Origin of the sequence: Corallococcus sp. 4LFB, from assembly GCF_046520365.1 — a bacterium.
Classification (GTDB): domain Bacteria; phylum Myxococcota; class Myxococcia; order Myxococcales; family Myxococcaceae; genus Corallococcus; species Corallococcus caeni.
The window spans coordinates 1-19,676 of sequence record NZ_JBKGHJ010000102.1; the positions used below are offsets into that span (position 1 = coordinate 1).

Consider the following 19,676-nt stretch of genomic DNA (forward strand, 5'->3'; position numbering starts at 1 on the left):
GTGCCGAAGCCCTTGATGGTGAAGGCCCGGTCCACGGGGGAGGAACGCGGGGCCCTCGGAGGGACGGCGTGGCAGCGCGCCGCCCGCGCGGCCGAGCGCGGACTTCAGCTCCGGCAGCCCGCGCCCGTGCGCGACGACACCGGCACCACGGGCGCGGCCTCCAGGAAGGTGCCGGCGGTGAGCGCGGCGAGGTCCGCCTCCACCAGCGCGCGCCAGTCCTCGCCCAGCGCGTCCAGCAGGTCCGCCTTGGTGAGCGCGACGACGCCCGCCTTCACGCCGAGCAGCCGGCAGATGTCCAGGTGCTCGCGCGTCTGGGGCATGACGCCCTCGTCGGCGGCCACCACCAGCACCGCCAGGTCCACGCCGCCCGCGCCCGCGGCCATGGCCTTCACGAAGCGCTCGTGGCCGGGCACGTCCACCACGCCCGCCACCTGCCCGTCCGGCAGGGGCAGGTGGGCGAAGCCCAGCTCCAGGGTGATGCCCCGCCGCTTCTCCTCCGGGAGCCGGTCGGTGTCGGTGCCCGTCAGCGCCTTCACGAGGGACGTCTTGCCGTGGTCGATGTGCCCCGCCGTCCCGATGATCATCGCCGCGTCAGCGCCCTTGTCGTTGGAGCCCGGAGCCCGGAGCCCGAGCCCGGAGCCTAGGCCCCGGCCTTGTCGGGGTCGTCGTCGAAGTGCGCGTCGCCCATCACCGGCTCGTAGTCCCACGGGAAGACGAAGAGCGAGTCCGTGGACAGCCCCACGTGGTCCGGCGTGAAGCCCTCCGGCCGCGCAATCAGGCACGCGGTGCGGATCTCCTTCGCGCCCACCTTCTTCGCGAGCGCCGTGGCCAGCTCCAGCGTGTCCCCGCTGGACGCGATGTCGTCCACGATGAGCACGCGGCGGCCCTTGAGCTCCGGGGGCATCTCCTCGCTCACCTGCGGCTGGCCGCGCTCCTGGGTGCGCTCCCCCTTGTCGCGGCTGCGGCGGCTGATGCGCACGGGGAAGAACTCGCAGCCCAGGGCGCCCGCGAGCGCCCCGCCCACGAACACGCCGCCGTGGGCCACGCCCACCACCGCCTGCGGCTCCCACGCCTGACGGATGGTGCGCGCCAGCTTCTGCACCTTGCGGTCGAACTCCGCCCACGACAGCTCCACCACGCCGGTGGACTTCTGCCGGGAATGGTCGCGGCCGGAGGGTTGGCGCGGGGCCTCCACCTGGGGCGCCAGCACCATGTCATTGGGAATGGAGACGAGCTTCTCCGCCCCATCCTTCTGGGTGGAGGAGGGCACGACAGGCTTCGGGGAAGGGTTGCGCTGGTCCTGGGACTTCGGCGGCGCTGCCCGCTTGATGGCCACGGCGAAAGCTCCGGGTGAGGTGCGGCGGTCCTGTCATATCCCGAGCACCGCGACCCCGCCACAACCGCCGCGTCTGCTTCCCTGGACGATGTGAGGCGCTGAAACATGCCCGCGCCGGGAGGAGGATGTCTGTCTTCAAGACAGCGGGTCCACCGAGCCCACCGGCGAGCCCACCGGCGAGCCCACCGGGGCCCGCGGGCCCCGGCGCCGCGTCAGGCGGTGCCTTCCGTGAGCATCCGCTGGAGCTCCGCGCCGGGGATGACATAGCGCGTCGTGCAGAACTGGCAGGTGGCCTCCGCCTGGCCCTCCTTCACCAGCAGGTCCTGGAGCTCCTCGCGGCCCATGGCGAGCAGCGCGAGCTTCACGCGGTCGCGGCTGCACGAACAGGTGAAGCGCAGGGGGTAGCGCGACATGACCTCCAGGTCCGCCTCCGGCACCAGCGAGCGCAGCAGGGTCAGCGCCCCGTCCTGCGCGTGCGCCTGCACGGCGGTCTGGAACTGCGCCTTGAGCCGGGTGCCCAGCGCCTTGAAGGCGTCCCTGTCCCCGTTGGGCAGGGGCTGCACGAGCAGTCCCACCACGGTGGCGAGCGCATCCTCCTGGCCGTCCACCACGCCGGGCAGCTGCGCCATCAAGAGGTGCGAGGGGACCTGATCCGACTGGTGGAAGTAGCGCTCCAGGTCCGCCACCAGGTCGAAGTGCTCCAGCTCCACGGACGAGCGGTAGTACTCGCCGCCGCCCTGGTCGCGCAGCACGGACAGGAAGCCCTGGTTCCCGAGCACCGGGCGCCAGTGGTACTTGCCCTCCGTCCCCACGTACTCCACCAGGGTGTTCTTCACGTAGCCGCGCACGACGCCGTTCGCGTCGCCGTCCACGAAGAGGCCGCGCAGGGGGCCGTCGCACTCCAGTTGCACGTTGATCCGGGAGTCCGTGCCCTTCCTCAGCGAGCCCATGAGGGCGGCGGCGGTGAGGCCCTGGGACAGCAGGGCGGCGGAGGCCGGCATGCTCTGGTGCGTGGCGCGGGCCTGGCGGGACAGGGCCCCGGTGGTGGCGAGGACCAGGCGCAGGTCCGACGCCTTCAACAATCCACTGACGAGCTCATCGGGCATAGGGCTGGTTAGCGTGCCCCACCCGTTCGCGCCCGCCAACGGAAGAGGGACGGGGGCGGGACGCCCGCCTGGCGGCCAGCAGTCGGGGCGGGGGGCTGGCATCGCCCGGGCTTATGAGTCGGTGTCTTGCGGCTGGCACGGGCGGGTGCGGAAGAAATCCAGCCCGCGTGACGGAACGGCTATAAACCGCCTGCTGGCCGTAGCACCCAGGCCCTGACTTGGGCTCGCGGGGGTCCTCACCCCACCCGTCCGCGCGCCCCGCTGGAGACCCGATGAGCACCCAAGCCACCGCCGAAGCCCTCACCGACCGGACGCCCCTCTTGAAGTCGCGGCTGGGTTCGTTCCTCGCCGTGGTGCCCCTGAGCATCTGGGTCATCAACCATCTGTGGGACAACCTGTCCGCCTTCTACGGCGCGACGGCCTGGGAAAAGTCGGTGACGGAGTACGCGAACCCGTTCGCCCAGGCGTTCACGTTCATCATCGTCATGCTGCCGCTGCTCATCCACACGGCGTGGGGGCTGGTGCGCATCTTCACGATGAAGCCCAACAACCTCGCCTACAACAACTACGGCAACCTCAAGTACCTCGTGCAGCGCGTGGCCGGCCTGGGCGTGCTCGCGTTCCTGGGCGCGCACATCTGGCTGGCGTTCCTGCACCCGCGCCTGGTGGAGGGCCACGCGGAGCCCTTCATGGATATCGCGCGGGAGATGCACTACCACGGCCCCACGCTGATGGTTTACCTGCTGGGCACGCTGGGCACCGCGTACCACCTGGCCAACGGCCTGCAGACCTTCGGCATGGGCTGGGGCATCCTCGCGACCGACCGCTCCATGCGCCGCTTCGAGCCCATCTCCATCCTCATCTTCCTCATCCTGCTGGCCATGTCCTGGGGCGCCATCTACGCCCTCTACACGGCGGGCGCGGCGTACGGCCCGGCGGGCCTGGACGTCGGCTGACCGAAGTCCTCGGGGAGCCGGAGCCTCGCGCTCCGGCGCTGAAAACACGACCGGCCGCCCCTGACATCCAGGAGCGGCCGGTTCGCTTTTCAAGGGCAGCGGCCCCAGGCGTCAGAACGGGATGTCTTCGTCCGCCGCGCCGCCGTGGCTGCCACCGCCCATGCCGCCACCGTCGTCCATGCCCATGGGAGGCGGCTGGCCGTAGTCGTCACGCCCCTGGGAGTAGCCGCCGTTGCCCTGCTGCTGCTGCCGGCGCCCACCGCCATTGCCAGCGCCGCCGCTGTAGCCCTCACCGGCGTCACGGCCGCCGAGGAAGGTGACGGAGGTGGCGACGACCTCGGTGGTGTAGTTCTTCTTGTTCTCCTTATCCATCCACTCGCGCGTCTGCAGACGGCCTTCGACGAAGCACTGCCGCCCCTTCTTGAGGTACTCGCCGCACAGCTCCGCGAGCTTTCCCCAGACGACGATGCGGTGCCACTCGGTGCGCTCCTGCTTCTGGCCGTTCTTGTCGTTCCAGCTCTCGCTCGTCGCGATGCGGAAGTTCGCCACGGCCTGACCGCCCGGGGTGAAGCGCACCTCGGGGTCCGCCCCGAGATTGCCGATGAGAATGACCTTGTTCACGCCTCCAGCCATGTTTCCTCCCGAAACCCGGCCCACCAAGGGCCCGGCACAACCCGCGGGGCTACACGCCCCGACAGGTCCTTCAGCCCATAGCATCCACCACTGACATTCCCCTGGCGAGAAACCGGCCGGGGGCTGCCAGGACGCACGCCTGCCTGCTCTCCGGGCGGGGAGCGTCAGGGATTCCAGGGGCTTGGGAGGGAGGGGGGAGGAACCCCCGCCCGGACGGCGGGCGTCCGGGCGGCGGGCGCGGCGTGAGGAGGACTACCCGCCCGGGCGGAGGATGCCGGAGGCGGGCACGATGTTGGGCGTGGCGGACGCGGGCGCGACCACCTGGACGGGCTGGGCGCGCTGGGAGGTCCGGGCCTCGGCCGTCTTGGTGGTGAGGGTGGAGTCCAGGCCCTTGGCGAAGGTGACGAGCTGCGCATCCGCCCCGCCGGAGCCCAGCTTGCGCAGGGACTTCCAGAACGGGTGCGTGGTGTCACCGGCCTTCACCAGGCCCTGGGCCAGCAGCGGCACGGTCGCGTCGCGCTCGGCGGGGCTCGCGTCGCGCAGGGTGGCCACCAGCTCCTCCGGGGCCGTGCGGGCCACTTCGCCCAGGCCGTCCACCAGCTCCTCCTGCGCCTGCGCGTCATGGGCGACGTCCGCCGCGCGGCACAGCTCCAGCACGCGGGCCAGGGCCTCCGTGTTCCCGCCGGACGCCAGCTCCACCATGCTGCTCACGCCGGGCACGTCCACCGACAGGGCGTGGGCCACCTGGCGCAGGCGGCCGTAGACGTCGTCCGTGGCGGAGTAGCTGTCCAGCAGCGTGCGGGTGCCCAGGTAGTCGTGCGGGTTGGACTGGTAGAGGCTCTCCGCCAGCACGGCGCGCACGGCGGGGTCGCGCTCGCTGCGCCACGCGGTGCGCAGGAAGCCGATGTTGCGCGAGTCCCGCTGCTTGCCCAGCTCCAGGTAGGTCTTCACGCGGTTGGCGATGTCCGTCAGGCCGCCCTGGGGCTTCTGGCCTTCGTTGAGGGAGGCCAGCGCGGTGTCCGGCCCCAGCGTGGAGCCGGTGGCGGCCACGGCGGCGCCCAGCGCGTCCATGCCCGCGATGACGGGGCCGGCGCGGCCCGCGTAGTCGTTGACGATGATGGAGAAGGAGAACTTCTCCCCGCCCGCGGACTGCACGTAGCCGCTGAGCGCGGAGACGCCCTCCAGGGTGCCCGTCTTGGCGCGCAGCCGGCCCACGGCGTCCGTGCCGTCGAAGCGGTACTTGAGCGTGCCGTCCTTGCCGGCGATGCCCAGCGAGGACAGGTACTCCGGGGCCAGCGGGAAGCGCTCGTACATGTGGCGCAGCAGCCGGTCCACCTGCGCGGTGGAGAAGCGGTTGGCGTCGTTGAGGCCGCTGCCGTTCTTCATCACGTAGGTGCCGCGCGGGATGCCCACGTCGCGGGCCAGGAACTCCTCCACCACGTCGATGCCCTTGGTGAAGGAGCCCGGCGCGCCTCGCAGCTCCGCGCCCAGGGTCTTGAGCAGCATCTCCGCGACGAAGTTGCTGGACAGCTTGTTGAGGCGCTTGAGGACGATGTCGAACGTGTCGGACTGGGACACGTGCACGACCTTCGCGCGCGACGGCGTCAGGCCCTGCTTCACCTTGCCCCTCACCCTCACGCCGCGCGACACGAGCAGCTGCTTGAGCGAGCCGCCGAAGTACATGGGCGGGTTGTCGATCTTCTTCCAGACGCTCACGGGGCCGCGCTCGTCGGGGACCTGGCCCTTGACGATGATTTTCTGCCGGTCGCCGTAGGCGGCGGACTTCACGAACACGCGCCGCGCGCGGCCGCTGGTGACGGCGCTGTCCACGACGAAGAAGTCGCTGGGCGGCTCCATGTCCACCACGGCCTTGCCGCCGGGGGCGGAGCGCACGTAGACGGCCACGGCGTTCCAGTTGAGGCTCACCGCGCCGGTGGGCGCCATGTACGCGCGGTCGGAGTCCTCCTGGTCGTAGCCGGGCGGCGTGCGCTCGGAGTCGAACCAGGAGTCGTCCACGACGATGTCCTGCACCTCCTTGAGGCCCGCGTGGAGCAGCTCGGAGGTGATGGCGTAGAGGCGCTCGGTGGTGAGGGTGGGGTCGCCCTTGCCGCGCACGTAGAGCGTCTTGACCTTGCCGTCGGCGGGCAGCTCCGGCTCGACGAGGAACTCCGTCTCGTAGCGGTACTCCGGCCCCAGCGCGACGAGCGCCGCGGAGGACGTGACGAGCTTCACGTTGGAGGCGGGGTTGAGCAGCTCGTCCGCGTTGTGGCTGAACACCACGGTGCCGTCGTCCAGGCTCTGCATGTGCACGCCGACGCGGCTGCTCTTGAGGGCGGTGCGCTGCATCACCTGCACGAGCGCGTTCTTCAGCGCCTCGCGTTCAGCCTTTTTCTCGGCGGACGGCGACGCGGCCAGGGTGACGGAAGGCAGCCACAGGGCAATGGCGGTCGCTGCCCAGAAGGGTCTGGTTCGAAAAACCTGCACGCACGCTCCGGGGAAGTCGCGTTCCATTATGAAGAAGGGAGGAAAGGGGCGGCAAGGGTGGGGGGAGGATCCACGGCTGCCACTACCCTGCACGCCTGCCTGCTTCCTGGAAACAAGAAGGAGGCTGTCGCAGCATGGAGGCTCCGCCTGACATCCACATCGTGACAGACGCCATGCCTCCCCTGCCCTTCCGTGCCGTCCGGGTGTTCGTCCTCGCGCTGGCGCTGGCGCTTGACTTCGGCTGCCGCGTCCCGGTGCCGCCCGCGGGCATCACGGTGTTGTTGGAGGCCCCACCGGACAGCCTGGATGATCGCTTCGCCCTCACGGCCCATGGACAGCGGCTGGCGCAGCTCGTCAGTCCGGGGCTGCTCACCTTCGACGACGCCAGCCGGCCGGTGCCCCAACTGGCGGAGTCCTTCCGGGAGGTCTCCCCCACGGTGATGGAGTTCGTCCTGCGCCCGGGGCTCACCTTCCACGACGGCAGCGCCCTCACCGCCGAGGACGTGAAGGCCACCTTCGACGCCCTGCGGGACCCGAAGCTGGGCAGCCCCAAGCGCGAGCGGTACGAGCCGGTGGACCGGGTGGAGGTGGTGGATGCCCGCACGGTGCGCTTCCACCTGAAGCGCCCCTATGCGCCGCTGCTCGCGGAGCTGTCCGCGGCCATCCTGCCCTCGGAGCGCGCGGGGCCCGGCGGCATCGAGGCGCAGGGAGCGCATCCGGTGGGCGCGGGGCCGTTCCGGTTCGAGTCGTGGCCGGACGAGGAGCACCTGACGCTGACGCCCTTCGAGGGCTGGCATGGAGGAAAGCCCGCCGTGTCGCGGCTGACGTTCCGGGTGGTGCGGGACGAGACGACGCGGGTGCTGGAGCTGCTCAAGGGCCGGGCGGACCTGGTGGTGAACGGCGTGTCCCCGGCGGTGCTGCCCGCGCTCCGGAAGGCGCCGCACCTGCGCGTGGTGACGAAGCCGGGCACGGGCTTCACGTACCTGGGGCTCAACCTGCGGGAGGGGCCGCTCGCGGACGTGCGCGTGAGGCAGGCGCTGTGCCACCTCATCGACGTGCGCCCGCTGGTGGAGCACAAGCTGCACGGGCTGGCGGAGCCCGCGTCCAGCATGCTGCCCCGCGCGCACTGGGCGTTCACGGCCACGCCGGGGTGCGGCTACGCGCCGGAGGAGGCGGCCCGGCTGCTGGACGCGGCGGGGTATCCGGATCCGGACGGGCCCGGAGGGCAGCCCCGGTTGTCCTTCACGTTCAAGACGAGCACGGACCGCTTCCGGCGCGCGGTGGCGCTGGTGCTCAAGGAGCAGCTGGCGAAGGGCAGCGTGGCGGTGCAGGTGCGGGCGCTGGAGTTCGGGACGTTCTTCGAGGACGTGCGCCGGGGACGCTTCGAGCTGTTCACGTTGAAGTGGGCCGCCGTGATGGAGCCGGACCTGCTCCGGGGCGCGTTCCACTCCGCGAACATCCCCGGGCCGGAGAACCACTGGGGCGGGTTCAACCGGGGCGCGCTGAAGGACCCGGCGCTGGACCGCGTGCTGGACGCGGCGACGCGGGCGTCGAGGGAGGAGCGGCGGACGCTGTACGCAGAGGCGCAGCGGGAACTGGACGCGGCGCTGCCCGTCATCCCGCTGTGGCATGAGGCGAGCATCGCGGTGGTGTCGTCACGGCTCGCGGACTTCGAGCCCAGCGCGCATGGCCTGCTGCTGCCGCTGGCGAAGGCGCGGGAAGTGACGCCCGAGCCGGGGGGCACGCCGTGAGCCGGAGGCTCGTGTCCGCGGTCATCGCGATGGTCGGTGCGCTGCTGCTCGTGTCGCTGTTCCTGCACCTCGTGCCCGGCGACCCGGTGGACGTGATGCTGGGGGAACAGGCGACGCAGGTGGACCGCGCGGCGCTGCGGCAGGCGGTGGGGTTGGACCTGCCGTGGTACGCGCAGCTCTGGACGTTCGCTCGCGACCTGGCCACCGGGGAGCTGCGCACGTCGCTGCCCCCGTTCCAGCGCAAGGTGCTCCCGGCCCTGGGCGCGGCGCTGCCGTACACGCTGCTGCTCACGGTGGCGGCCATGGCGGTGTCGCTGGTGCTGGCGCTGCCCCTGGGCGTGATGGCGGCGGCGCGGCGCGGGACTCCGGTGGACGCGGCGGCCATGGGCGTGTCCGTCGCGGGGGTCGCCCTGCCCCGCTTCTGGCTGGGCCCCGTGCTCATCATCCTGTTCGCGCTGAAGCTGGACTGGCTGCCCGTGTCCGGCGCGGAGTCGTGGAGGCACCTGGTGCTGCCCGCGTTCACGCTGGGCACCGCGCTCGCCGCGTTCCTGGCGAGGATGACCCGCGCCACGATGCTCGAGGCGCTGCGCGAGGACTACGTCACCGTGGCCCGGGCCAAGGGACTGTCCCCCCGCGTGGTGCTGTGGAAGCACGCGTTCCGCAACGCGCTCCTGCCACTGGTGACCGTGCTGGGCCTGGAGTTCGGCGCGTTGCTGGGCGGCGCCATCGTGACGGAGAAGGTGTTCGCGTGGCCGGGCATGGGCACGCTGCTGCTCACCGCCATCGAGAAGCGCGACTACAACACCGTGCGCGCGACGGTGCTCCTCTTCACCTTCAGCTACGTCCTGGTCAACACGCTCACGGACGTGGCCTATGCGTGGGTCGACCTCGCGTGCGGAGGCGCTCATGAGCGCGGCCCACCGCCTCCGGCCGCGCTCCTGGGGCGCCCGGTTCGGGCTCGCCGTGGCGTGTGTCTGGGTGTTCACCGCGCTGTTCGCGCCGTGGCTCAGCCCCCACTCGCCGGACGCCATCGACCTCACGCGCGAGCTGTCGCGCCCGACCTCCGGCCACCCGCTGGGCACGGGGGAGAACGGCATCGACGTGCTCACCCACGTGCTCCACGGCGCGCGCGTGTCGCTGGAGGTGTCCTTCTTCGCCGTGGTGCTGTCCGCCGCGGTGGGCATCACGCTGGGCGGCATCGCGGGCTACGCGGGCGGGTTCGTGGACGAAGCGCTGATGCGGCTGGTGGACGTGCTGCTCGCCTTCCCCGGCATCCTGCTGGCGCTGTTCATCACCGCCGTGCTGGGCCCCAGCCTCGCGAACGTCGTGTTCGCGCTCTCCTTCACCGGATGGACGGGCTACGCGCGGCTGACGGACGCTCGGCCAGGTGCTCACCCTGCGCGAGCGGCCGACTACGTGCAGGCCGCTCCGGGCCCTGGGCAGCGGACCGGGCCGCATCCTCGATGCGCACCTGCTGCCCAACGCGGCGGGGGCCGCTCCTCGTGCAGGCGACCTTCGCGCTGCCGGGCGCCATCGTCGCGGAGGCGTCCCTGAGCTTCCTGGGGCTGGGCGTCCCCCCGGGCACGCCGTCGTGGGGCGCGCTGGTGGACCAGGGGACGCAGTACCTGCTGGTGGCGCCGCACGTGGCCCTCTTCCCCGGCATCGCGCTGGCGCTGACCGTGCTGGGCTTCAACCTCCTGGGGGATGCGCTGCGCGACGCGATGGATCCTCGCCACGAGGGCCGGTGACTTGAAGGCCCCGGGCGCCCTGGCAGGAAGCAGGGACGAAAGGGAGTGAACCCATGAAGGCCGTGGTGCAGCGGGTCCTGGAAGCGTCGGTGACGGTGGACGGCCAGCGCGTGAGCGAGATGGGCCCGGGCCTGCTCGTGCTGCTGGGCGTGGGCAAGGGCGACACCGACGCGGACCTGACGTGGATGGTGGAGAAGCTGGCCACGCTGCGCATCTTCGAGGACGCCGACGGCAAGATGAACCTGTCGCTGGAGGACACCTCCAGGCACCTCATCGTCGTCAGCCAGTTCACCCTCTACGGCGACGCGCGCAAGGGCCGCCGGCCCAGCTTCATCGACGCGATGGAGCCCGTCGCCGCCAAGGCCCTCTACGAGCGCGCCTGCGAAGCCCTGCGCCAGCGCGGCCTCACCGTGGGCACCGGCATCTTCGCCGCGGACATGAAGGTCGCGCTCGTCAACGACGGGCCCGTCACCCTCCTGCTGGAGAGCCCGCCGAAGGCCGCGGCCCCGGCCTAGCGCACGTCCAGCGTGCGGCGGAAGAACGCCACGCCCTCCGCGTTCGTGCGCGCGTGCGAGGCCGGGCGCGTCCCGGGCACCGGGTCGCGGCACAGCATCGCGATGACGTCGAAGCCCTTCGGGTAGCACTCGGGCAGGAAGGTGAAGTGCCCCGCGTCGTCCAGGACCACCGTCGTCGTGGTCGCGGGCGGCAGCAGTCCCGCCAGGTGCAGGCCGTGCCCTTCGTGCGGCATCAGCTCGTCGCCCTTCGCGAGCACCAGCTCCACGGGCTTCTGGATGTCGGCGGTGTCCCGCGCCTCGAAGGAGGCCGCCATGCCCGGCGCCATCGCGAACGCGGCCTTCACGCGCGGATCCAGGTACGACGCTCGCGCGTGCTTCATGTCGATGCGGCGGTAGTCCACGTCGCGCAGGCCCTCGCAGCCAATCTCCTCGCGGGTGCCCGGCGTCTTGCAGCGCTTCTCAATCCACTCCAGGTTCAGGTTCAGCCCCACCAGCGCCAGCGCCGTGTAGCCCCCCATGGAGTGCCCCGCCGCGCCGATGCGCTCCGGATCCACGCGCGGGCCCCACTTCGGGTCCTTCAGCAGGTGGTCCAGGATGACCGTGAAGTCCTGGGGGCGCTCGTAGGCGCGCGCGAAGCCCTCCGGGCTGGTGTCGCCGTAGGTGTTGCCCGGGTGGTTCACCGCCACGACGACGAAGCCGTGCGCCGCCAGGTTCGAACCGAACCAGGACAGGTCCATCACCGAGCCCCCGCTCCCGTGCGACAGCAGCACCACCGGCCAGCGCTCGCGCGCGTCCGACAGCGGTGCGTCCTTCGCGCCGTAGAAGGGCTTGAACAGGTCCGACGGCGCGCGGTTGTCCATGGGCGTGCCGGGCGCCACCGGGTACCAGACCCACGGCTTCAGCGTGCGGTGGCGGACCGCGTCCTCGTACGTCAGCGACTGCGTGATGCCCACCGCGTAGGCCGCGTCCGCCCCGTAGAGCGCTGCGTGGTCCGTGCGCGGCGCCTCCGCCGCCTTCTTCGAGCAGGAACAGCCCCCCGCCAGCAGCGCGGCGGAGACGAGCAGCACGGGCCCCATCAGGGCGAGGTGGCGGAGCATGACCCTGGAGCATGGCCGCGAACGGCGATGCAGGGAAAGGGCCGGGGTGCCTGTCCAGCGGACAGGCCTCAGCGGCTCACAGCCGCACGGTGGTCCCGCGCGTCACCAGCGCGGCCAGCCCCTGCTTCGTCTGCGCGGCGGTGCGCAGGTGCAGCGTGAGCGCGCCCAGCTCGCGGATCCACGTGGCCGCGTTGGGGCCCAGGCCGGAGAACAGCACGGACAGCGGCGGCGGCTGGGACAGCCGGCCCGTCCAGTAGCCCAGCACCTCGTCGCGCTCCGGCAGCGACGGCAGCTTCATGCGCTCCTGCTCGCGCGCCAGGAGCCGCTCCAGCTTGCGCGGCAGGTTCACCTGCCAGTGCACCACCGTCTTCGCTGGCCGCCAGGCCCAGTCCGCGAAGGCGAAGCGCTCACGGACCGCGTACTCGCCCCGGCCCTGCGTGACGAAGACGCGGTCCGGGGGGAACTCCGGGAAGGGGTCCCACTGCCCGGCCAGGAGCGACGCCAGCCCCTGCTCGCCCGGGGGACGCCGGCGGAAGTTGTCCCGCACCGTGCGCGCCGCCCTCGTGTCCCAGTAGGGATAGGCCGGGTCCTCCACCATCAGCGCCAGGTTCAGCGCCTCGTCCCACTCGTCCGCGTAGCCGCCGGGCGCACCGCCCACCTCCCAGCCGCCGGGCGCCTCGTGCCAGGGCTGGAACACCAGCCGGTCCACCAGGTCCATCCACCCATCCGAGTCCACCGACCCCACGCCCCCCGGCAGCGCCGACGAGGCCAGCCGCTGGCAGAGCGTGAACGCCTGCGCGTCACCCAGGTGGTTGGAGAGGGCCTCCAGCGCGCCGGCGGCATCCCCCATGGCGCGCGTGAAGAAGGGCAGGACCTGCTCGTGGAAGAAGCGGTCGTTGATGGGACGCAGGACGACGTCCATGCGGGGCGTCTCCTGTCAGCCCCTCAGGGCCGCGCGTCTTCCTGGATGATGAGGGCGTGGATGTCCGCGGCCGTGGGCGCTTCGAGGATGGCCGCCCGGAAGCGCGGGTTCTTGAACAGGCGCGAGATGCGCGCCAGCGCCTTCAGGTGCACCCCGGCGCTGTTCTCCGGCGCCACCAGCGCGAAGAACAGGTGCGTGGGCTTGCCGTCGATGGACTCGAAGTCCACGCCCGCCCGCGACACGCAGAAGGCCGCCTGGAGGCTGTCCATGCCCGCCAGCTTGCCGTGCGGAATGGCCACGCCCTCGCCAATGCCCGTGCTGCCCAGCTTCTCGCGTTCCAGGAGCACCGCCACCAGCCGGTCCTCGCGCAGACTCGGGTGCGCCCGGGACAGCGTGGCACTCAGCTCGCGCAGCACCTCCGGTTTCGTGCGGGACTGCATGTCCGCGACGACCGCCTGGGGGCTGAGGAAATCGGCGATTCTCAATGGCGCTCCCGCACTTGGCGCTCCGGGCCGGCAATGATTCCTCGGCCGGCAATTACTCCTCACACTGGATTCGCGCAAGGGTAGCCTGGGCGGTGACAGGCGCTTCGCTCACTGCGCGTCAGCCCGGTGCCGAGTCCCGGCCCGGGCCCAGGCCCGGGGGAAAGCCCCGGACCCGGTCCCTGGTTCGGCCGGCCGGCGGTCAGGTGCCGGTGGCGGCCACCGGCGCTTCGGGCAGGTGCGGTTCGATGAGGCCGAACCCCCCCTCCTTGCGGCGGTAGACGATGGACAGCGCCTGGGACTGCTGGTTCTGGAACACGTAGAAGTCGTTGTTCATCAAGTTCATCTGCATCACCGCGTCGTCCACCGACAGCGACTGGATGGCCAGGTGCGTGGTGCGCACCAGCCGGGCGACGCCCGACTCGGCCACCGGCTGCCGGGCCTCCGCGGCGGGGGCGGACTGGAGGGCGGCGGGCGAGGACGGCTCGGCGGCCTCCTCGTCGTGGACCTCGAAGACGTCGTGGCGGACCTTGAGGCTGTTCACCAGGTCCTGGCGGTGGTGCACCTTCTCCTTGCCGTGGTGCGACTTGAGCTTGTCGCGGTAGCGGCGCAGCTGGCGCTCGATCTTGTCCATCGCCAGGTCGATGGACGCGTACATGTCATCGCTCTTCTCACGCCCCCGGAGGACCCAGGCGCCGGAGTGGATGGTGATGTCCGCGTGGTGCAGGTGCCGCTCCAACGACAGCACGACGTGGGCCTCACCAGCCCGGTCCAGCAGTCGGTTCACCCGTTCGACCTTTTCACGGGCGTACTCCTTCAGTGAATCCGACGCTCCGAACTGACGGAAGGTGATGTTGAGCTGCATGCGTGGCCGCCTCCTAGGGAGAGAGGTAAGCTCCGTCACAGATCAGAAACGGAGCCCACGCCGAAAGCAACCCGGCCCCCCAGGTTGGAACTTCCCGTCCACGGCTCGCGTTCGCGCAAGCGACCGCAATAGGACACGTCTTGTGTCCGCTGCATGGCACGGGAGGGGATTCCGACCCGGGCCCTGCTTTCCGGTCCGGCCTCCCCCCACACCGCGTGCGTGGTCCTCACGCGAGCAACATGCCTCCGGTGACGCCCAGGATGTCGCCGTTGACGAAGCGCGACTCGTCACACGCGAGGAACACGTAGGAGGGGGCCAGCTCCGCGGGCTGCGCGGGCCTGCCCGTGGGCGAGCTCTTGCCGAACTCCTTCACCTTCTCCCCGTCGAAGGACTGCGGGATGAGCGGCGTCCACACGGGGCCCGGCGCCACGGCGTTCACCCGGATGCCCCGCCCGATGAGCTCCTGCGACAGGCCCTTGGTGAAGGCGACGATGGCGCCCTTCGTGGTCGCGTAGTCGAGGATGGAGGCCGAGGGCTGGTACGCCTGGATGGACGCGGTGTTGATGATGGTCGCGCCCGGCTTCATGTGCGGCAGCGCGTACTTCACCAGGTGGAACATCGCGAGGATGTTGACCCGGAAGGTGCGCTCCACGCGCTCCGCGTCCAGCTCCTCGAACTTCTCCACCGCCTTGCCCTGGTAGGCCGCGTTGTTGACGAGCACGTCGATGCGCCCGAAGCGCTTCACCGTGTCCTCGACAATCTTCTTGCAGGTGGCCTCCAGCGCCACGTCCCCGGCGAGCGCCAGCGCCTGGCGTCCGGAGCCCTCCACCACGCGGCGGGTGTGGTTCGCGTCGTCGCCCTCGTTGAGGTACGCGAACGCCACGTCCGCGCCCTCGCGCGCGAAGGCCAGGCACACCGCGCGGCCAATGCCGCTGTCGCCGCCCGTCACCAGCGCGACGCGGTCCTGGAGCCGGCCGAAGCCCTTGTACGACTGCTCGCCGTAGTCGGGCTCCGGGGACATGGCGCCCTCGTGGCCGGGCGCGGACTGGGTCTGCTCGGGGAAGGGGGGCTTGGGACCGGCGGTGCGCGGGTCGGGATTGCGGGCCATGTCGTCACTCCGTGGGGAAGAAAGACGTTCCCTCACGGTGGAGGCGCTGGCACGGGGCGGCAATCGCGCACGGGCCGCCTGCCCGGCCACCGCCCGGCGGCCCGACAGGCTCCGGGCACTTCAGGGCACTTCAGGGCACCACGGAGAGCACGAAGTCCTGCGAGTGGTAGATGGCGCCGGAGCACGACGCGACGCCCGTGCACTCGCCCACGGTGCCCGCCAGGTCCGCGCCCAGGGTCAGGGTGTGGTTCGCCTGCGGGGTGCCGGCGGGGATGTCGATGGTGGCCTTGTTGCCTTCCTGCGTGACGGAGAGCACGCCGGGCGCCCTGCCCCCTTCGCGCAGGAGCAGCGCCTCCACGGGGCCGGGCACCTCCGTGGCGGGCTCCCAGAGGAAGGCATAGGCCTGTCCCACGCGCAGCTTGTCCGGGGTGCCTTCTCCCTGGAACGTGAACTTGCGCTTGGCCTTGGCCTTGAGGACCACCAGGCGCACGGTGCTGGTGGCGTCCTGGAGCTGCACGGTGATGTCCTCCACCGGCTCGCGGCCCCAGGCGGCCGGGTCGAAGTTGAAGTAGGCGCGGCTGTTCTCACACGCCTCCGCGCGCCCCCCACGTCCGACGCGCCGCCCGGCACCAGCGTCATGGGCTGGCCGTTGAAGGTGGCCGTGACGTCGTCCGCGAAGCGCGAGCACGGGCCGTCCTCCTTCACCGAGTAGCTGACGGTGAAGCGGTGCGCGCCCTGCGCGTCCGGCGTCTCCGCGTCGTCCACGTCCGCCAGCGCGAAGGTGAGCGAGCGGTCCGACAGCTCCGCCAGCGACATCACCTTCGTCTCGCCGCCGCCACACCCGGTGAGCGCCACCAGCGCCCCCAGGGCGGTGAGGCGGGAGACGGTTCGGCGCGGGCTCGGTGCGGGGAGGGTCATGGCGGCCGGCACCCTATCACTCCCGCGCCAGCAGTCCTTCGAGCCGCGCCTTCACGCCGAGCCACTCCGTGTCGATGAACCCGTAGTACGCGCTGTCCCGCACCACGCCGCCGCGCACGAGCATGTGGTTGCGCAGGATGCCCTCGAAGGTGGCGCCCAGCCGCTCGATGGCGGCGCGCGAGCGCACGTTGCGCCGGTCGGTCTTGAGCTGCACGCGCATCACGCCCAGCGACTCGAAGGCGTGCGTGAGCAGCAGGTACTTGCACTCCGTGTTCACCCGCGAGCGCCACACCCGCCGCGCCAGCCACGTGGAGCCGATTTCCAGCGTGCGGTACTCGCGGGAGATGTCCAGGTAGCGCGTGGTGCCCACCACCGCGCCGCCTGCCTGCTCGCGGATGACGAAGGGCCGCTCCGTGCCCGCGGCGGTCGCCTTCAGCGCGGCGGCGACGTAGTCCGCCACGTCCGCCTCCGTGCGCAGCACGCGCGAGAAGTGGGCGAAGAGGTCCGGCTCGCAGACGGCCGCGAGCGCGGGCACGTGCTCCGGGGTCAGGGGCTCCAGCCGCACCGTCCGCCCCTCCAGGGTGACGGGCGGGACGACGAGCGGCACGGGGTCGCGGTGGGGAACGCCGACATCGGTGGGGAGCACGGGGTCCATGGACCGCTTCATGCCCCAACCCCGGCCCTGGCGTGCAGGGCCGGTTGCGACAAACCGGCTGGACCAGTCCGCCCAGCCGGGGGACGGCGCTAGAAGTACTTCTTGCGCTTGCTGCTGGGGAGGATGCCCAGCACCTCGCGGTACTTGGCCACCGTGCGGCGGGCGATTTCGGTGCCCTGCGAGCGCAGCAGCTCCACGATCTTCTGGTCCGAGTACGGGTTGCGCGGGTCTTCCTGCGACACGAGCTGCTTGATGTGGTGCTTCACGGCCTCGCTGGCCGTGTCCTCGCCGGACACGCGCGCGATGGACGAGTTGAAGAAGTACTTCAGCTCGAAGATGCCCTGCGGCGTGTGGACGTACTTGCTCGTGGTGACGCGGCTGACGGTGGACTCGTGCATGCCGATGTCCTCCGCCACGTCGCGCAGGATGAGGGGCTTCAGGTGCGCGATGCCCTTGTCCAGGAAGTCCCGCTGGAACTTCACGATGCTCTCGGTGACCTTGTAGATGGTCCGCTGCCGCTGGTGGATGGAGCGGATGAGCCACATCGCGCTGCGCAGCTTGTCCTGGATGAACTCCTTCGTCTGCCCGGGGCTCACCGCGCCCGTCTTGAGCGCGTTCCGGTACATGCCGGAGATGCGCAGCTTGGACAGGCCGTCGTCGTTGAGGACCACGGTGTAGTCCTCGTCCCCCAGCTTGTAGACGAAGACGTCGGGGGTGATGTACTGCGCGTCATCCCCGCTGAAGTTGCGGCCCGGCCGCGGGTCCAGCTTCGGGAGCAGCTTCGCCGCCGCGACCACTTCGTCCAGGGTGACCTTGAGGTCCTTGGCGATGGCCGGGAGGTTCTTGCTCTCCAGATATTTCATGTGGCGCTTGATGATGAGGCCCAGGAGCGCCGCGTTCGGGTCCTTCATCGCCTGCAGCTGGATGAGCAGGCACTCCTGCAGGTCGCGCGCGCCGCAGCCCCGGGGCTCCAGGTTCTGGATGCGGCGCAGGGTGCGCTCGGCCACGTGCATGGGCACGTCCGCCTCGTTGGACAGGCGGATGAGCGGGTCGCCCTCAATCTCCGGCAGCTTGAGGTAGCCGTCGTCGTCCAGGTTCCCCAGGATGAGCACCGCCACGCGGCGCTCGGCCTCGTTGAGCCGCAGCGTGCCCAGCTGCTCCTGGAGGTGGTCGACCAGGTCCTCCTTCTTCACCATGTTGGCTTCGAACGACGGCAGGTCGTCCGTGGCCACGTTGCCCTTGTTGGAGGCGGTGGTGGGCTCGTTGAACTGGTAGCTGTTGAGGTAGGACTCCCAGTCAATCTCCGGGGGCCCTCCCCGTCCGCCTTGAACTCCTGGGCCGTCTCAGGCGTCGCCGACGGCAGGTCCACGTCTCGCGCGACTTCCGCGTTGTCCGCCTCGAGCGAGGCCTCGCCAGGCTCCTTCTCGCTCACCTCGCCGGGCATGCCCTCCTCGGGCTGCTCCAGCAGGGGGTTCTGCTCCATCTCCTCACGGACCTGGTCCAGGAGCTCCATTCGCGAGAGCTGGAGGAGCTTGATGGCCTGCTGCAGCTGGGGCGTCATCACCAGCTGCTGCGCGAGCTTCAGGCTCTGTTTGAGTTCCATCGCCATGTGGGGGCGTCTCCGGAAGGCATGCGGACCACTTGATTGGAGATTCCAATCAAGGACCGTGCCAACCTAACAAGGACCCCCGGCCACGTCCAGTGCCCCAGCGCATGGTTTCTGATTTGCAGCGTGAAAAATCCGCTGGAAATCCGACAGGTTGCCGTAACCCCCGCCTGCCCGGCTGATGTTCAAACGTCGACGCAAAAGCGGGGCCAACTTCACCCCGAGCATCTGGAGACATACGGGGAGGGCGGCTTTTCAGGGAGCCTGGAGACGGAACCGGTCTCCCAGGTAGACGGCCCTCGCGCGGGCCGAGCCGGCGATCTGCGCGGGGGTCCCCTCTTCGAGAATCTGACCCTGTGCGATGATGTAGGCCCGGTCACAGATGCCCAGGGTGTCCTGGACGTTGTGGTCGGTGATGAGGATGCCCAGGCCCCGCTCCCGCAGGAGGTGTATCTGACGCTGGAGGTCGCCCACGTTGATGGGGTCCACGCCGGCGAAGGGCTCGTCAAAGAGGATGAAGCGGGGGGCGGGGATGAGGCTGCGGGCAATCTCCGCGCGCCGCCGCTCGCCGCCGGAGAGGGTCTCGCCCCAGGACTCGGCGACGTGGGAGAGGCCGAACTCCTCCAGGAGGGTGTCCGCGCGCTGCTTGCGGTCCTGGGCGGAGAGCCCCTTCTGGAGCTCCAGCACGGCGAGGAAGTTCTCGCGCACCGTGAGCTTGCGGAAGACGGAGGCCTCCTGCGGCAGGTAGCCCACGCCGCGGCGGGCGCGGCGGTGCATGGGCAGGTGGGTGAGGTCCTCGTCGCCCACGCGCACCCGGCCCGCGTCCGGCGTCACCAGGCCCACGACCATGTTGAAGCTCGTCGTCTTGCCGGCGCCGTTGGGGCCCAGCAGGCCCACGACTTCACCGGGAGCGACGTTGAAGGACACGTCGCGGACCACCTGGCGCTTGCGGAAGGACTTCTGGAGCCCCTCGGCGAACAGCTTCGCGCCGCTCATGGCGTCTTGCCCGCCGGCGGCTTGGGCGCGGGGGCCTTCTTGCGGGTGCCCGGGACGGCGGTGGTGGACGGGGAGTCCACGAGGATGCGGGCGTTCTCCACCTCCAGGCGCTCGTTGCCCAGGATGAGGCGCACCTTGGTGCCGGTGAGGTAGGTGTTGCCCTGGCGGGCCTCCGGGGAGCCCGTCACCACCAGCACGCCCGAGGGCACGTCGTAGTCCGCGCGCTCGCCCCGGGCCTGCCGGTCGCCGTCCACGGCGCGCACGTTGCCGGCGCACACCACGCGCGTCACCTGGCGGGTGGCGTTGTAGTAGCCGGTCATCTTGTCGCAGCGGATGTCCATGGTCTGGTGCTTCACCACCACGTTGCCGGTGAGCACCGCCTGGTTGCGGTCGCCGGTGACGTGGTCCGCGGACAGGTCCACCGGGTTGCGCAGGTCCGTGGGCGCCAGGGACGTGCCCGGCGCGAGCGGCGGCGCGGCCGGGGTGCTCGGGGCGGGC

General features: G+C 70.9%; 17 protein-coding genes and 4 pseudogenes. 6 read left to right on the top strand and 15 right to left on the bottom strand.

The window, feature by feature from the left end:
• The 3 genes and pseudogenes from ACLEQD_RS13680 to ACLEQD_RS13690 form a co-directional block, all read right to left on the bottom strand.
• Positions 1-584: pseudogene (locus ACLEQD_RS13680) on the bottom strand (GTP-binding protein); the annotation flags it as partial.
• 56 nt (positions 585-640) lie between these two features.
• Positions 641-1,336, bottom strand: a complete 696-nt coding sequence (locus ACLEQD_RS13685; RefSeq protein ID WP_410384230.1) for a phosphoribosyltransferase — start codon at positions 1,334-1,336, stop codon at positions 641-643.
• Positions 1,337-1,548: 212 nt separating this feature from the next.
• Positions 1,549-2,442 carry an Hsp33 family molecular chaperone HslO gene (locus ACLEQD_RS13690; protein ID WP_410384232.1) on the bottom strand — a complete coding sequence of 298 codons (894 nt, stop codon included), beginning with the start codon at positions 2,440-2,442 and terminating at the stop codon, positions 1,549-1,551.
• 272 nt (positions 2,443-2,714) lie between these two features.
• On the opposite strand from ACLEQD_RS13690, the gene ACLEQD_RS13695 reads away from it, so the two are divergent.
• A complete protein-coding gene (locus ACLEQD_RS13695) occupies positions 2,715-3,398 on the top strand; it encodes a succinate dehydrogenase (RefSeq protein WP_410384234.1) in 684 nt (227 codons plus the stop codon).
• A gap of 111 nt (positions 3,399-3,509) precedes the next feature.
• Here ACLEQD_RS13695 and ACLEQD_RS13700 read toward each other — a convergent pair whose 3' ends face one another.
• Together ACLEQD_RS13700 and dacB are read right to left on the bottom strand one after the other, a co-directional pair.
• Positions 3,510-4,031, bottom strand: a complete 522-nt coding sequence (locus tag ACLEQD_RS13700) for a single-stranded DNA-binding protein (RefSeq protein ID WP_410384236.1) — start codon at positions 4,029-4,031, stop codon at positions 3,510-3,512.
• Positions 4,032-4,283: 252 nt separating this feature from the next.
• The gene (gene dacB, locus ACLEQD_RS13705) at positions 4,284-6,515 is read right to left on the bottom strand and encodes a D-alanyl-D-alanine carboxypeptidase/D-alanyl-D-alanine-endopeptidase (RefSeq protein ID WP_410384238.1); all 2,232 of its coding nucleotides are present in this window, start codon (positions 6,513-6,515) and stop codon (positions 4,284-4,286) included.
• A 134-nt stretch (positions 6,516-6,649) separates the two neighbouring features.
• Here dacB and ACLEQD_RS13710 point away from each other — a divergent pair, with 134 nt between their 5' ends.
• The 5 genes and pseudogenes from ACLEQD_RS13710 (at position 6,650) to dtd (ending at position 10,529) form a co-directional block, all read left to right on the top strand.
• Positions 6,650-8,266, top strand: coding sequence for an ABC transporter substrate-binding protein (locus tag ACLEQD_RS13710; protein WP_410384240.1), 1,617 nt, complete (start codon positions 6,650-6,652; stop codon positions 8,264-8,266).
• Positions 8,267-8,295: 29 nt separating this feature from the next.
• Positions 8,296-9,093, top strand: a pseudogene (locus ACLEQD_RS13715) (ABC transporter permease); the annotation flags it as partial.
• Between the two features lie 79 nt (positions 9,094-9,172).
• A complete protein-coding gene (locus tag ACLEQD_RS13720) occupies positions 9,173-9,820 on the top strand; it encodes an ABC transporter permease (protein ID WP_410384260.1) in 648 nt (215 codons plus the stop codon).
• Positions 9,817-10,014: pseudogene (locus tag ACLEQD_RS13725) on the top strand (ABC transporter permease); the annotation flags it as partial. The gene ACLEQD_RS13720 and the pseudogene ACLEQD_RS13725, both read left to right, overlap by 4 nt.
• Positions 10,015-10,067: 53 nt before the next feature.
• Positions 10,068-10,529 (top strand): D-aminoacyl-tRNA deacylase, encoded by a 462-nt coding sequence (gene dtd / locus ACLEQD_RS13730; RefSeq protein ID WP_410384242.1) that lies wholly within the window; start codon positions 10,068-10,070, stop codon positions 10,527-10,529.
• Here dtd and ACLEQD_RS13735 read toward each other — a convergent pair.
• The 10 genes and pseudogenes from ACLEQD_RS13735 to ACLEQD_RS13780 form a co-directional block, all read right to left on the bottom strand.
• Entirely contained in the window at positions 10,526-11,626 is a 1,101-nt protein-coding gene (locus ACLEQD_RS13735) for an alpha/beta hydrolase family protein (protein ID WP_410384243.1), read from the bottom strand. The two genes, dtd and ACLEQD_RS13735, sit on opposite strands and share 4 nt — an antisense overlap.
• 76 nt (positions 11,627-11,702) lie before the next feature.
• Positions 11,703-12,548 (bottom strand): hypothetical protein, encoded by an 846-nt coding sequence (locus ACLEQD_RS13740; protein WP_410384245.1) that lies wholly within the window; start codon positions 12,546-12,548, stop codon positions 11,703-11,705.
• A 23-nt stretch (positions 12,549-12,571) separates the two neighbouring features.
• Positions 12,572-13,033 (bottom strand): PTS sugar transporter subunit IIA, encoded by a 462-nt coding sequence (locus ACLEQD_RS13745; RefSeq protein ID WP_410384247.1) that lies wholly within the window; start codon positions 13,031-13,033, stop codon positions 12,572-12,574.
• Between the two features lie 199 nt (positions 13,034-13,232).
• The gene (gene hpf / locus ACLEQD_RS13750) at positions 13,233-13,895 is read right to left on the bottom strand and encodes a ribosome hibernation-promoting factor, HPF/YfiA family (RefSeq protein WP_410384249.1); all 663 of its coding nucleotides are present in this window, start codon (positions 13,893-13,895) and stop codon (positions 13,233-13,235) included.
• Between the two features lie 226 nt (positions 13,896-14,121).
• On the bottom strand, positions 14,122-15,003 hold the full coding sequence (locus ACLEQD_RS13755) for an SDR family oxidoreductase (RefSeq protein WP_410384250.1): 882 nt from the start codon (positions 15,001-15,003) through the stop codon (positions 14,122-14,124).
• Between the two features lie 130 nt (positions 15,004-15,133).
• Entirely contained in the window at positions 15,134-15,691 is a 558-nt protein-coding gene (locus tag ACLEQD_RS13760; RefSeq protein ID WP_410384252.1) for a hypothetical protein, read from the bottom strand.
• A gap of 246 nt (positions 15,692-15,937) precedes the next feature.
• Complete coding sequence (locus ACLEQD_RS13765; protein ID WP_410384254.1) at positions 15,938-16,576, bottom strand: GNAT family N-acetyltransferase; 639 nt, start codon at positions 16,574-16,576, stop codon at positions 15,938-15,940.
• Positions 16,577-16,665: 89 nt separating this feature from the next.
• Positions 16,666-18,185, bottom strand: a pseudogene (rpoN, locus tag ACLEQD_RS13770) (RNA polymerase factor sigma-54).
• A 252-nt stretch (positions 18,186-18,437) separates the two neighbouring features.
• Positions 18,438-19,178, bottom strand: coding sequence for an LPS export ABC transporter ATP-binding protein (gene lptB, locus ACLEQD_RS13775; protein ID WP_410384256.1), 741 nt, complete (start codon positions 19,176-19,178; stop codon positions 18,438-18,440).
• On the bottom strand, positions 19,175-19,676 hold a 502-nt coding region (locus ACLEQD_RS13780), incomplete at its 5' end, for an LptA/OstA family protein (RefSeq protein WP_410384258.1). The genes ACLEQD_RS13780 and lptB, both read right to left, overlap by 4 nt.

Excerpts from the sequence above, each read along its gene's own strand:
- ACLEQD_RS13690 (WP_410384232.1), bottom strand. The coding sequence starts at position 2,442 with ATGCCCGATGAGCTCGTCAGTGGATTGTTGAAGGCGTCGGACCTGCGC.
- ACLEQD_RS13695 (WP_410384234.1), top strand. The coding sequence starts at position 2,715 with ATGAGCACCCAAGCCACCGCCGAAGCCCTCACCGACCGGACGCCCCTC.
- ACLEQD_RS13700 (WP_410384236.1), bottom strand. The coding sequence starts at position 4,031 with ATGGCTGGAGGCGTGAACAAGGTCATTCTCATCGGCAATCTCGGGGCG.
- ACLEQD_RS13710 (WP_410384240.1), top strand. The coding sequence starts at position 6,650 with ATGGAGGCTCCGCCTGACATCCACATCGTGACAGACGCCATGCCTCCC.
- ACLEQD_RS13720 (WP_410384260.1), top strand. The coding sequence starts at position 9,173 with ATGAGCGCGGCCCACCGCCTCCGGCCGCGCTCCTGGGGCGCCCGGTTC.
- dtd (WP_410384242.1), top strand. The coding sequence starts at position 10,068 with ATGAAGGCCGTGGTGCAGCGGGTCCTGGAAGCGTCGGTGACGGTGGAC.
- ACLEQD_RS13735 (WP_410384243.1), bottom strand. The coding sequence starts at position 11,626 with ATGCTCCGCCACCTCGCCCTGATGGGGCCCGTGCTGCTCGTCTCCGCC.
- ACLEQD_RS13740 (WP_410384245.1), bottom strand. The coding sequence starts at position 12,548 with ATGGACGTCGTCCTGCGTCCCATCAACGACCGCTTCTTCCACGAGCAG.
- hpf (WP_410384249.1), bottom strand. The coding sequence starts at position 13,895 with ATGCAGCTCAACATCACCTTCCGTCAGTTCGGAGCGTCGGATTCACTG.
- ACLEQD_RS13755 (WP_410384250.1), bottom strand. The coding sequence starts at position 15,003 with ATGGCCCGCAATCCCGACCCGCGCACCGCCGGTCCCAAGCCCCCCTTC.
- ACLEQD_RS13765 (WP_410384254.1), bottom strand. The coding sequence starts at position 16,576 with ATGGACCCCGTGCTCCCCACCGATGTCGGCGTTCCCCACCGCGACCCC.
- lptB (WP_410384256.1), bottom strand. The coding sequence starts at position 19,178 with ATGAGCGGCGCGAAGCTGTTCGCCGAGGGGCTCCAGAAGTCCTTCCGC.